Source organism: Fibrella musci (assembly GCF_041321105.1).
In the GTDB taxonomy this organism is placed as follows: domain Bacteria; phylum Bacteroidota; class Bacteroidia; order Cytophagales; family Spirosomataceae; genus Fibrella; species Fibrella musci.
Map to the genome: position 1 here is coordinate 147,277 of NZ_JBGGWD010000003.1, position 12,975 is coordinate 160,251.

Consider the following 12,975-nt stretch of genomic DNA (forward strand, 5'->3'; position numbering starts at 1 on the left):
TATAAAATCAGTCAAATTGCCAAACTTCAAATAGCTAATCCATAATAAGTTGGATTGAAACGTGCAAATGGCGACTAAACTAAAGTTCTCCTTTAAGCTTCAAATAGCTAATCCATAATAAGTTGGATTGAAACCGGCAATGCGTAAAACCGATACCTGGAAACAATACGCTTCAAATAGCTAATCCATAATAAGTTGGATTGAAACCGTATTTCAGCCCAGCGTAACCACGCCCGCGTTCAGCTTCAAATAGCTAATCCATAATAAGTTGGATTGAAACTCGAGCACGATGAACAACCGTCGTTTATCGGCGCTCTTCAAATAGCTAATCCATAATAAGTTGGATTGAAACGGATCAGTCGTTTCGGGGCTGTCCGGCCCTTCAGGACTTCAAATAGCTAATCCATAATAAGTTGGATTGAAACCGCCCAACAGGTCAGCACCCCAACGGACTAGGCGGCCTTCAAATAGCTAATCCATAATAAGTTGGATTGAAACGACCACGTGTGGAATTGGCGGAAATCGCAGATCATCTTCAAATAGCTAATCCATAATAAGTTGGATTGAAACATATAAACGAGGGGCAAGCCGGGCATGGTATCCCCCTTCAAATAGCTAATCCATAATAAGTTGGATTGAAACCCAGCTACAGGGTTCATCGTTCAAGTATCGCGTGGGCACTTCAAATAGCTAATCCATAATAAGTTGGATTGAAACAGCAACCTGACGGCCGCTACTGCCTATAGTCTGCGGGCTTCAAATAGCTAATCCAGAGAAAGTTGGATGGGAAGACAGCTTGATTATTGGGCCATGCAGCCTCTAGTCAGGATTTAATCTGGGAACTCCTCTCCATTTGGATTATACCCGGAAGGAATTAGCCTACAGCTTGGATTTCGGGTTTATCAGTCAGATCATCCCTCGTCGCGGTAGTTGCTCAGCGGTTGCTTTGTAGATTTGAAAAGATAACCGCCGCGTCTCGTGTCAACAACCGCAACGACCGCTCTCGACCTCATTCGCCTCAATAACCTGCCGCTGGTGGGGCAATTGCTCAGCGACGAAACCACGCTGGGGCTCCACCACAGTCGCCGCAACGGCGCGGGTGTTGAGTTTGCGCAGTTTCGGACGTACCAGCCCGGCGATGACCCGCGCCTGATCGACTGGAAACGCTATGCCCAGACGGGCAAGCATCTGGTGCGCGAGTCGGAAGCCGAAAGCAGCCGACAGGTTCGGTTGCTGCTCGACCTGTCGGGGTCGATGAACTACGAGGAAGGCGGCGTCCGGCGGCTCGACTATGCCAAGGTGTTGCTGGCGTCACTGGCTTACATTGCCAACCGACAGGGCGACCCTATCAGCCTCTACGGCGTCCGCGACGGGCGAATCGAGGCGCTGGTCCCGGCGGGCAAGCAGGCGTTCCAGAAGGTGCTGGGTACGTTGGCGGGCGTGTCGGCGTCGGGTGGATGGCCCGAACACACGGCGGGCTTCCCCGAACTGCAACGTCGTCAGTCGGAGCTGCTGGTACTGGTGTCCGATCTCCTTCAGCTCAACGATGAATGGCTGGCGCTGCTCCGGCAGGCCGCTTCGCCCCGCCGCGAAATCTTGCTGGTACAGGTGCTGGGGCAACAGGAAGTCGACTTCACGCTGTCGGGTTTCTATCAGTTTCAGGACCTGGAAACAAACCAAACCGTCGAAGTGCAGGCCGAGGCGGTACGGGCGCAGGTACGTGACGCCGCCACGGCCTACTTTGCTCAATTGGATACACAATTGACCCTCCCTCATCTCCGCCGCGTTCGGGCTCTGCTGACCGACCCGCCGGCGCTGGTCCTGCGGGAGTTACTGGGGTGAAAACCAAACTTGTTTGATGTTTAAGGTTTGACGTTTACAACTAACGTCAAACCTTAAACATCAAACGCCAAACCTTACACGCCAAACACCATGTTTCAGAATCCGGGGTTGCTTTGGGGAATGCTGGCGGTGGCCGTACCGATTGCGCTGCACTTCTGGCATCAGCAACAGGCACAACCTATGCCGTGGGCCATGTTGCGCTGGCTCGAAACGCCCAATCAGCCCCCTAAACGTGGTTTTCGGTTCGATAATCTGTGGCTACTGCTGCTGCGGTGCCTGCTCCTGATCGTGTTGGCGTTGCTGCTGGCCCGGCCCGAACTGCCACAGACCGGCACCACCAAACAGGGCGCCATCCATCTGGTCGAGCCGAATCGGCAGGTGGTTGATGCTTTCAAGTTTGAACTGGAACAAGCCCGGCAGCGCGGCGATCAGTTGGTCTGGGTCACCGATACGCCTACGCCCATCGACGAGCTGGGTACGTTGCCGAGCGCCGACCGGGCGACCGCCGCGCTGAATCCGCTGACCGTGCAGGCGGCTATCGAGCAGTTCCAATCGCCGCAAACCCGGTTGCATCTGTACCTGCGCAACACAGTTACCTGGACTGATGCGCCGCCCATCAACGTACCCACCGGCTTTGTGCTCCATGCCCTGCCGGTACGGGCCGCAGCCCCTACGGCAGACCGGGTAGTGGCGCTGGCATCGGGGCGTTTTCTAGGACTAGATAGCCAAGGGCGACTCGCGTCACTGACGCAGAAAACCGCAAATCAGCGGGTAGTGGCGACGGCCCCGTTGCCGGTGTTGATCCAGTTTCGTCAGCCCGACGAACGCCGCACGGTACGGGCAGCGCTGGCGGCGCTCACGGCGACCTATGGCCTTACGTTCCTGATCGACGAGCAGCCGGTTGCCAATAAATCGTATGGCTGGGTATTGACCGAACAGCCGGTTCGCCAGCCCAACCCCGGTACGGTTTATCTGACCACCGCACCGATCACCCAGGCCGACGACCCCGCCGTAACGTACCTGGCCCGCCCGCTCACCACTGTCAACCCGCTGGTTGCCAATGGGCTGCTTCCCGAACAGTTGGGCAATACCCTGGCCATGTCGCTGGGGCTAACGGCTGGCCCTGCGCCCTTATCGCAGCAGGCCTTCGCGGGTCTGTTTGTGCCCACGCCAACGCTGTCGGCCAACGCAACCGCGACGGCTTCGCTTGCCGCCCATCCCAGAAATACGTTACAGACCGGCTTGCTGGTGTTATTTTTAAGCTTGCTCCTCGCCGAACGCTGGTGGGCGTTGCGCCGCGGGGTATAATACAACCGACGATTTTACGGCCAAAGGCAGTCTTTGGCTGAATGTAGAAAGCAGGGTAGCCTCTGCGCAAAACAGGATGCAACAACTTCATCAACTGATTCAGTCAACCAGTGCGCAGCTGCGGCTCAATGGGCTGCTGAAAGGCTTGCTGATCGGGCTGGCGGCGGGTTTTCTGGTAGCATTACTCCCCGTTGCTCTTAGCCTCGCCGTTGTCGGTGGGCTGGTGGTCGCGGGGGTAGCCGCGTGGCAGCTGGGGGCTTTTCGGCCACAGCGCGACGTGGCGATTGGCCTGCTTCACCGCTCGCTGGACGATACCGAATACAGCCTGCCCTTGCTGAATAAACCCGACCTTAATCTGGCCGAGCAGCTTCAGCTGGAGCGGCTGGCCCAACAGGCGGCACAGTTACCCCGTCCGTTTGTTGGCCTGCAAAATCTGCGGCCGTATGCGCTCCTTTTCGCGGCAGCGCTGGCCGTGTTTCTGGTGGCCAGCAACTGGCCATCGGGCCCCGCCCAACAATCTGCGGGTGCCCATAGTCAGCAACAGGCCGTGGGTGGAAAACCACAGCCCGCCAGCGCAGTGCCCCCCACGTTTGAATCGGCCCGACTGAGCATTCAACCGCCCGCCTACACCGAGCTCCCCCAACGCACCTCCAGCGATCTGAACGTAACGGCCTATGTCGGGTCGGTGCTGCGCTGGACGGTACAGTTGAGCCAGACTGCCGGGGTTCGGGTTATGCTCGTGAACAGTCGGGGCGATGAACTGCTTTTTTCGCGCCAAAACGACGCCTTCACCTACCAGGATCGGGTGCTCAATTCGGGTCTGTATGCGTTGCGGGCCTATTGGACCACCCCGGCGCGACGTGATTCGCTCGTGTACCAGTCTGATTTTTACCGGCTCGAAGCCCGCCCCGACGCGCCGCCCGTGATCCGACCGTCGGCCAAAACCCTCTACCGCTTCCACAAGCTCGGCGACCCCACGCTATTAAGCGTCGATGCCCAGATTTCCGACGATTTCCGCGTGCAGGGAGCCTACATCGTGGCTACGCTGGCGCGGGGTTCGGGTGAAAACGTGAAGTTTCGGGAAACGCGCTTTCCCGTGGCAACGCGGCCCTTCAAGGGAGCGAAAGTAGGCCATACGCTTGACTTGGCGAAGCTCGGTTTTGCGCCCGGCGATGAGTTGTACTACTACTGGGCCGCCCTCGATAACCGCATCGGAGCGGCGAACCGCCCGGAACCGCAACTGACCAAGTCAGACACGTACTTTGTCGTCTTCAAAGACACAGCCCGCACCGACGACGCCCAACTGGCCACGATGGCCGTCAACGTGATGCCCGAATACTTCCGTAGTCAGCGGCAGATCATCATCGATACCGACAAGCTGATTGCCAAACGCAAGCGGATGACCAAGGCGGCGTTCAATAGTGAATCGAATGAGATCGGATTTGACCAGAAAGTGTTGCGCCTGCGCTATGGACAATATCTCGGCGAAGAGTTCGAGAATCAGATTGGTGGCCACGATCCGCTGCCCGACAACGACGCCGATCTGCTCGAGGCGTATTCGCACAAACATGATAGTGGCGAAAAAGACCCGAACGGCGACGTAAAATCGCCCAAAGAGGCCCATGAACACGAAGACGAGCACGGCCACGGCGGGCATGACCACGGCGACCACGGCCCGCAGAAGCTCGGTGAAGAACAGGACCCACTGGCCGCGCTGATGGAGCAGTACGTGCACAACCACGACAATGGCGAGGTGAATACCTTCTACGAACAGTCGACGCGGAGTCTGTTGAAAATGGCGCTGGAACAGATGTGGCAGTCGGAGTTGCATTTGCGGCTGTATGAGCCCGAAAAGGCCCGTCCTTACGAACAGAAAGCGCTCGAATACCTGAAAATTGCCCAGCAAAAAGCACGGGCCTATGCCAAGAAAAGCGGGTATGATCCGCCACCGCTGAAAGAAAAAGAAACCCGCCTGACGGGCGAACTGGGCAAGGTAGACAACCAGCACCGGCAGACGCGTCAGTACAGCAACGTACCTACGGCCACGCTCATCGCCGAGGTGCTCGGGTACGTTGAGTTACCGCAGTTATCGGTTTCGCAGCGCCAGACAGTCAGCGCATTGAGCGCTGCGCTTAGTGGCCCGCTGCTACAAAGTGGCCTCAACAACTGGGCCGTAGTGGGTCAGTTGCAGCAACTGGCCAGCGGGCGGCGACTGTCGGCAGAAGCCATCGGGCAACTGAAGACCAAACTGGCTGGTTTCAGCACCCGACCCGCCACCCCGACGCGACCCACCGCCACCGCCGACAAAACGCTGGAAGCAGCTTTCTGGCGCAATTTGTAATCACTCAACGCCTTATTTGATCCCGCTTACCCGCCGCAATGACCATTCCCCCCATCGACTACACTGCCCCATTGTTCTGGATTATTGGCCTGCTGTTGCTGGCGTTGCTGGCACTGCCGATCTGCTTAGTCAGTCGCCAACAGGGTGCATCACCAACCCGGCGGGCCACTCGGTTGGCGTTGCATGGCTTACTCTGGCTCGTGCTACTGGGGATGGCGGTACAGCCCCGCTGGCGCACCCAACTCCCGGCCGGGCGCGTGCTGGTCGTTGCCGACAACGTACCTGGCGCGGCTGCCGATCGGGTGCGCGATAGCCTCCACCTGCGCGAAGTCATTCGGGCCAGGTCTTTTCGGGGAGCTACTGACACGGTAGTGTTGCTGGGCCAAACGTTCCCCGACGCCCTGTTAGCCCGGCTTGCCCGGCAGGTGGTCAACTGGATTCCCTACGACGCACCCAACCAACTCCAGGCGCTGACCTGGCAAGGCGTGGTGCGGCGGGGCGAGTTGCAGACCGTTTCGGGACAGCTACAGACAGCCGACGGAGGTATGCTCCGGTTGCGGTATGGTCAACAACAACTCGACAGTACCCGCCTCGTTGGTTCAAACGGGACGTTTTTGCTACGCTACCCGGTCTTCACGCAGGGACAGACCAGCCTTACTCTTTGGCTTGACGATACCTTACTTGACACGCTCCGTTTCGTCGCTCGCCCGCTCGACCGGCTACGGGTGCGGTTTGTGCTCGATGCCCCCGACTTTGAAACACGCACACTCGCCAACTGGCTGGGGCAGCAGGGGCACCGCGTTGAACTCACCAACACCCTGTCGAAAGGTATCGGTAGCGCCCTGACCATCAACGCCCCTACAACAGGTGCCAACACGCTGCCCGATCTGGTCATTACCGATCCGGCCAACGTTGGCAACGCGCTGGTGAGCAAGGCGGTTGCGGCGGGCAAAAACGTATTGGTGCTGAACCTCAGCCGCCCCGAAACCGATGTTGCCGCCATCAACCGGGCTCTGTCGACGCGCTGGCAGGTCCGGCGGATTCCCGGCAAAGACAGCCTGCAAGTCGGGCCTTCATTGGTGGCTCTCCCCTACCGGTTTGTGCCCGCGCCGGGTACGTTGCCCGTTGGCAATTACCCGGTTATGGTGCAGCCTGCCGCCGGGCAGTCGGGGGCCAGCCGGGTGGCCGTGAGCCTGCTGACCGAAACCTTCCCCCTGCGTCTGAGCGGCGACAGCGCCACCTACGACCGGCTCTGGCTCGGTCTGCTGGCCCCGTTGCAGCCTACGTCGGTCAACAACATGGGCGTCGGTGCCCCACTGATCCAACAGCAGCCAACGTACCTGACGCTTAACAACCCAACCAACGTACCCAGCACATTACGCGTGGGCGCGGACACCCTCGCGCTTCGTCCCGCCCCCATCAACGCCCGCTCTTGGGCCGGTCTGGTTCGCCCGATGCAGGCGGGCTGGCAATCTATTCAGGATACACTGTCGGGGTACGTATACGCGCCGACACAGGCCGGAGCGCTGGCACAGTTGGCTCAGCGCAAAAAAATAGCGGCGATGACTGCTAGCCATCGCCGCTACGATACGCATCGGCCCAGCACGGCCCGTTTTGTGGAAACGCCCATCCCCGACTGGGTCTGGTTTATGGCCGTGCTACTGTTGCTCGCCAGCCTCTGGGTCGAACCCAAGCTGGGGTAGCGTACGCTCTAGTTTACCACCCGGATGGCGTGCACACCACGTGCTACGCTGATGCGGCCGGGTTGCTTGGTGAGGCTGGGTTGCGCTCCTTTCGTCACCTTGTAGAATTCGATGCCACCGTTGCGCATGCCGTAGTCCATGTACTCTGCTACGCCAACGGCCAGATTCTCGCCTGATTTATCGAACTCAACCGCCTGCGGCATGATCCCGTCGACGGTGGTTTTGCTGCCAGCGGCCAACTGCCCACCCTGCAAGCCAAACAGCGCGATTTCGCTCTTACCAGCCGCCGCATTGGTAAACGGCTGACCCGATTGCAACGAGCTGACAACGGCCACCGTGGCACCGTCGGGGCTGATCGCCAGCGCTTCCGGTGCTTCACCCACGGCCACCTGCGAGGCGATTTTAGCGTCGGCCGGCGTGTCTTCCGTGCTGAATTCGACGGCAAACACTTTGTTGTCTTTGCTGTCAGCAATGATGAAATACTTACCATCGGGCGTGAACTTGCCCGAGCCGGGTTGCGACCCCACTTTCACTGCTTTACCGTGCGCAATCACGTAGGGCTTCTTCGTCTTTTCGTCGATGGCATACTTCATCAGACCCACTTCGCCAGCGGCGGTCGTGTAGGCGACAAACTGCCCGCCCGGGTGGAAAGACACGTCGGTGATGGCAACACCCTGCACAGGTGACCCAGCCGTTAGCACACGCGTGGGTTTACCCGTGGCGTCGACGTCGATCATTTTTATCTCTTTGCCAGCTTCGCCCGACGCCACGATCAGGCTCGTACCGTTGGGAGCCAGCGCAACGGCCGACAGCCCGCCCGTACCCGTCGGGAAGCGGTATTTCACTACGGGTTTTTGCGGGGCGCTCATGTCTACGATAAACATGTAGTTGCTCGGCGCGAAGTCGTTGATGCCTTTGATCGTGGAAAGGCTATCGCTTAGTTGCCCCCGGCCTTCGATCACGAACCCAACGCGACCGTTGTTACTGACAGCCAGCACCTTATCGGTTAGCGCCATCGAACTCGATACGTTGGCCGAACCGATGCCCTGCCCGTTTCGGTTGAGCGGCAATTGAATGTAGGTAAGCTGATCACGGACGCCGGGCGTGGTGTACCGGTTTCCGTCGACTAAAGCCGAGGCCGACAGGTCAGCATCGGAAATGGCTACGATGGCTTTTGCATTGAACTGAACTGGCGACTGCGCGTAGCCTGTACCCGCGGCAAGCATCAGCCACGCAGCCAGAAAATGGGTTTTTTTCATGTTTAGAAAGGGAATTTAAAAATTCAGGTGACCCACAAAGATAATCGGCATGGTCGGATTACCTAACGCGCTCAGAGGGCTCAATCGTATGCTGCTGAAGCCAATAAAAACAGCACCGATTGAGCGCTTTTCAGGTGAGCATAACCTCGTTTATGGTCGGTTCTGACATATACTACTCAAGTGATGTTACCAAAATGAGCGCTGTGAATCTGTGTGTTATGAATTGCTAGACTTTCCAAAGAAGAAGTAGGGGAATACGAAGGAGCCAAAACCAATTACTACGCTAAGCGGTTGACAGTGACAATTGGTTTGGCCTGGGATGGGCGTAGGCGGCGTGATTACGCCGTGCGCCTTTTTCGTCCGAATCCGTTCTAACTCAACGTCTTTTCATGCTTCAACTTCGCTCGAGCGGTCTACTGCTCCATATCACATCGCTGCCTTCGCCCCACGGGGTAGGCGATCTGGGGCCTGAGGCCTACCGCTTCGCCGACTTTCTGGCCCAGTCGGGTCAGACGTACTGGCAAATTCTTCCTCTGACACCCCTCGACCCCGGCGCGGGGTTCTCGCCCTACAGCAGCCCCTCGGCGTTTGCAGGCAATACCTTACTGATCAGTTTCGACCGGCTGGTTGAACAGGGCCTGCTGCCCGCCGAAGATGTGGCCGTGCTGGGCGCCGAATGGCAAAGTTCGCCGGCCTCGATGGCTACGGCCTGGAGTAAAAAACAACCACTATTGCGCAAAGCGGCCGAATGCTTTATCGAGCAGGGACTAACTACGGCCGGCCTGGGCTTCGACTCGTTTTGCTACCGGCAGGCCGAGTGGCTCGACGATTATGCGCTATTTGTGGCCCTTCAGCAGGATTTGAACGTACCTGTCTGGACCAACTGGCCGGATGCGCTCGTTCGGCGCGATCCCGACGAACTAGCCAGCCAAACCGACCGGCTGGCGCACGAGATTACGGTGGTGAAGGTGTTGCAGTACCTGTTCTATCAGCAGTGGAACGACCTGATCCGGTATTGCTACACGCGCAAGATTCACTTCATCGGCGACATCCCCATTTACGTGCAGCAAAACAGTGCCGACGTGTGGGGCAACAAGGAGCTGTTTAAACTTGACGAACACGGCATGCCCAGGTACGTTGCCGGCTCACCACCCGATTATTTTTCGGCCGATGGGCAACGTTGGGGTAACCCCATCTACGACTGGGCCGAACACGAACGCACGGGTTTCACCTGGTGGATCCGGCGGCTACGGCATCAGATGTCGCTCTACAGCCTCACGCGCCTCGATCACTTCTTGGGCTTCGACATGTACTGGGAGATCCCGTCGACGGAGCCTACGGCCAAGGTAGGTACGTGGGTGAAAGCCCCCACGGAAGCGTTCATTCAGGCCATGTACCGGCAGTTTGTGCAGTTGCCCCTGATTGCAGAAGATCTGGGCGCACGGTCGGCGGAAATTCAGCCGCTGCTGACGCATTACAGCATTCCGGGTATGCGGGTAGCGCAGTTTGGCTATGGCGACGACCTGTCTACCTCGTCGCACATTGTGCACAACCACACGTTCAACAACGTGGTGTATACCGGCACGCACGACAACAACACCACGCTGGGCTGGTTCCGTCAGGGCGAGCCCGAGTTGCATCAGCGCCTGAACGACTACCTGGGCACCACCGTCACGGAAGAAAACGTGGTACCGCTGCTCACCCGTCAGGCGATGCAGTCGGTGGCCCGGTTGGCCATTCTGCCCGTGCAGGATTTATTGAATCTGGACGAAAATCACCGCATGAATACGCCGGGGCTGGGTGGTTACAGCTGGCAATGGCGCCTCCAACCCGGTCAGCTTACCACCGAGGTTAGTGAACACCTGCTCGCCCTCACCAAAATGACAGGGAGATTGTAAGGAATGAATAATGTACGATGCACAATGGGGCTGACGCCAGTGTATTTCGCGTCAGCCCCATTGTGCATCGTACATTATTCATTATTCATTCCTCAAAGCCCAAACTGCCGCAGGTGGTGATCCAGGTGAATAGCAGACAGCTTGATGGCTTCGGCTTTGGTGAGCAGGCCGAATACGGGATGTGCGAACCGGTGATTCTCAGGTACGTTACCGAGTCGGTTTAGGGCGGCTAGCAGTGCTGCCCGATCGTCGGCAAAGCCCGTGGGTTGGGTCATCAGCGGGCGATTGGGGTCAAGCTCCGCGATGGTTTTCATGTTTTTGGGCAACCGCATAGGTAGGTACAGCCCCACCCACTTCGTCAGCAGGCGGGTGAAGGCTGATCCGCGCAGTTTCATATCTTTTTCGCCCAGCACGATCCGCAGTTGATCGGTGCAGTGGGTCATCATCTGGCCTACGCCCATACTCCCCCAAAGCCGCTGGCTTTCAGGCGTTAAGCGCGCGATACGATTACTAAGGTCGGTGAGGGTCATGCCGCAAATTACGGCAACAAAACCTGATCAATTACATGGATGACCGCGTTGCCACTTACGATGTCGGCTTCTTTGATCGTAGCCGCGACGGCGTTGCTATTCCCTTTGACCGTCAGCGCATTATTGGTCAGTGCCAGTGTAATCTTGTTGTTGGCTGAGCTGTTCAGCGTAGTGAGCTGCCCTACCTTAAGCTGGTTGGAGAACACGTACCCCTGAACAGCATGGTAGGTCAGGATGTTTGCCAGCGTGGCAGCGGGGGCGGCATTGATGTCGGCTACCGTGCGATAGCCAGCGGCGGCAAAGGCGGCATCATTCGGCGCAAAGACCGTGATCTGCCGCAGGTTGGCGTTGGTCGTCGTACCGTTCAGAATCGTCAGCAGGTCGGGGCGGACGGTGGCGGCGCGGGCAACGGCGGCTGAGAGCAACGATAGATCGGTACGCAGTTTCACGGCACTTACCACATCCGCTGCGGGTGGCATCAGCACTTTCCCGATCGTGTGCACAAACCCGTTGGCTACAACCTGATCAGGCTGGGTTACGCGGGTGCCGTTTACAAAGAGCCCATCCGCCGAATTCGTTACAAAAAGGATTTTCTTGTCGCCTGCTTCGACAGCTACGTTCGTGGCCCCGGCTACTTCCGGCGTTTTGGTCGAAACAGCTCCCGTAATCAGGTGATAGCGCAGAATGGCTTTCAATTGATCGGCCGAAACGTTCTGAAACGACTCCGGCGTGCTGAACCCAGCGGCTTTAAAGGCATCATCAGTCGGCGCGAACAACGTCAGCTGTGCGCCTTTGAGGGCATCGGCCATCCCCGCCTGTTGCACCGCCGCCCGCAACAACGAGAAGGTCGGCGTTTCGGTCAGTAAGTCGCTGATTGTCTTGGGTTGCGCATTGGTGGGATCATCGGTTTTTTTGCAACCAGCCAGCAATGCTACCAGCACGATAAAAGAGAGTACGAAACGATTCATAAGAGACACATTACGGGAACTGCTTGTCTGTTGTAACGCGCAAAGGTATAATCAACTTGTGTGCCAGATTGTCATTAATGATCATTGGTTGTCATTTGCTGCGCGTCATTTAGTTGTCATTCGTTGTCATTCATGGTAATGAACAACCAATGACTCCTAATGACTATTAGTGACGCCAAAGGCAAATGACCACCAATCACCCTTTTCCTACTCAACTAGTATATTTTGAAACGGCTGACGGGTTGTGTAACTTCGCAGTCCGGTAGGCGGCGTTGGGAAACGTCGCCAGCCTTACTTAAAAGTTGTTAAAAATCAATCGGTTGAATGAAAGACCACATTGACCCGAGCAATCTCCCCCAACACATCGCCGTTATCATGGACGGAAACGGACGGTGGGCCAAGCAACAGGGAGCCGCTCGGGTGTTCGGGCATCGGAACGCAATTAAAGCCGTTCGGGACACTACAGAAGGCTGCGCCGAACTGGGCATTAAGTACCTGACGCTCTACGCCTTTTCGACCGAAAACTGGAACCGCCCCAAGCTGGAAGTAGACGCCCTGATGACCCTGTTGGTCCACACGATTCGGGGTGAGATCAAAACCCTGATGGATAACAACGTGCGCCTGGCCACGATTGGCAACACAGAGAGCTTACCCTCTGATTGTCAGCGTGAATTGCAGGAAGCCATCCGGGCCACTGAGCAAAATACCGGCCTGACGCTCACACTCGCCCTCAGTTACAGCGGGCGTTGGGAAATTATCGAGGCGGTGCGGCGAATTTCTACCGAAGTACAGCAAGGACGATTCCAACCTGGCGACATCGATGAGGGTCTATTCAGCAGCTACTTAGCAACCGGTGGCATGCCCGACCCGGAATTGATGATTCGTACCAGCGGCGAAATGCGCATCAGCAACTTTCTACTCTGGCAATTAGCCTATTCTGAGTTCTACATGCCCGACGTGCTATGGCCCGATTTCCGTCGCGAACACCTCTGGGAAGCCATTCTGACTTACCAGAAACGGGAACGCCGCTTCGGAAAAACGTCTGAGCAAGTTATAAAATGAGTCCTCTGTCTACCGTTCACTGTCCTCTGTTGCTTCGCCAGCGTATTTAGCTGAGCAGGTAGCA

At 57.4% G+C, this 12,975-nt stretch carries 8 protein-coding genes, 1 pseudogene and 1 CRISPR repeat array (1 of these 10 only partly in view); of the genes and pseudogenes, 6 read left to right on the forward strand and 3 right to left on the reverse strand.

The features are described 5' to 3' along the window. Positions 1-791: direct repeats of the CRISPR family, unit length 37 nt; unit sequence CTTCAAATAGCTAATCCATAATAAGTTGGATTGAAAC (it extends 1,395 nt beyond the left edge of the window). Between the two features lie 187 nt (positions 792-978). The 4 genes from ACAW74_RS10485 to ACAW74_RS10500 all read left to right on the forward strand — a co-directional run bounded on the left by ACAW74_RS10485 (position 979) and on the right by ACAW74_RS10500 (position 7,194). Continuing rightward, positions 979-1,842, forward strand: coding sequence for a DUF58 domain-containing protein (locus ACAW74_RS10485; RefSeq protein WP_370698150.1), 864 nt, complete (start codon positions 979-981; stop codon positions 1,840-1,842). A 90-nt stretch (positions 1,843-1,932) separates the two neighbouring features. Continuing rightward, positions 1,933-3,150, forward strand: coding sequence for a BatA domain-containing protein (locus tag ACAW74_RS10490; protein ID WP_370698151.1), 1,218 nt, complete (start codon positions 1,933-1,935; stop codon positions 3,148-3,150). A gap of 76 nt (positions 3,151-3,226) precedes the next feature. Continuing rightward, positions 3,227-5,491: a hypothetical protein gene (locus tag ACAW74_RS10495; protein WP_370698152.1), complete on the forward strand. Its 2,265-nt coding sequence runs from the start codon at positions 3,227-3,229 to the stop codon at positions 5,489-5,491. A gap of 38 nt (positions 5,492-5,529) precedes the next feature. After that, positions 5,530-7,194: a hypothetical protein gene (locus ACAW74_RS10500; protein ID WP_370698153.1), complete on the forward strand. Its 1,665-nt coding sequence runs from the start codon at positions 5,530-5,532 to the stop codon at positions 7,192-7,194. A gap of 8 nt (positions 7,195-7,202) precedes the next feature. On the opposite strand, the gene ACAW74_RS10505 is transcribed toward ACAW74_RS10500, so the two are convergent. Further along, positions 7,203-8,453: a WD40 repeat domain-containing protein gene (locus tag ACAW74_RS10505; RefSeq protein WP_370698154.1), complete on the reverse strand. Its 1,251-nt coding sequence runs from the start codon at positions 8,451-8,453 to the stop codon at positions 7,203-7,205. Positions 8,454-8,839: 386 nt separating this feature from the next. Here ACAW74_RS10505 and malQ point away from each other — a divergent pair. Further along, positions 8,840-10,351: pseudogene (malQ, locus tag ACAW74_RS10510) on the forward strand (4-alpha-glucanotransferase); the annotation flags it as partial. 92 nt (positions 10,352-10,443) lie between these two features. Here malQ and ACAW74_RS10515 read toward each other — a convergent pair. Further along, positions 10,444-10,881 (reverse strand): DUF1569 domain-containing protein, encoded by a 438-nt coding sequence (locus tag ACAW74_RS10515; protein WP_370698155.1) that lies wholly within the window; start codon positions 10,879-10,881, stop codon positions 10,444-10,446. Between the two features lie 8 nt (positions 10,882-10,889). Then, positions 10,890-11,849: a fasciclin domain-containing protein gene (locus tag ACAW74_RS10520; RefSeq protein ID WP_370698156.1), complete on the reverse strand. Its 960-nt coding sequence runs from the start codon at positions 11,847-11,849 to the stop codon at positions 10,890-10,892. Between the two features lie 324 nt (positions 11,850-12,173). Between ACAW74_RS10520 and uppS the strand changes: the two genes are divergently transcribed. Next, a complete protein-coding gene (gene uppS, locus ACAW74_RS10525; protein ID WP_370698157.1) occupies positions 12,174-12,911 on the forward strand; it encodes an undecaprenyl pyrophosphate synthase in 738 nt (245 codons plus the stop codon). The last annotated feature ends 64 nt before the right edge of the window (positions 12,912-12,975 follow it).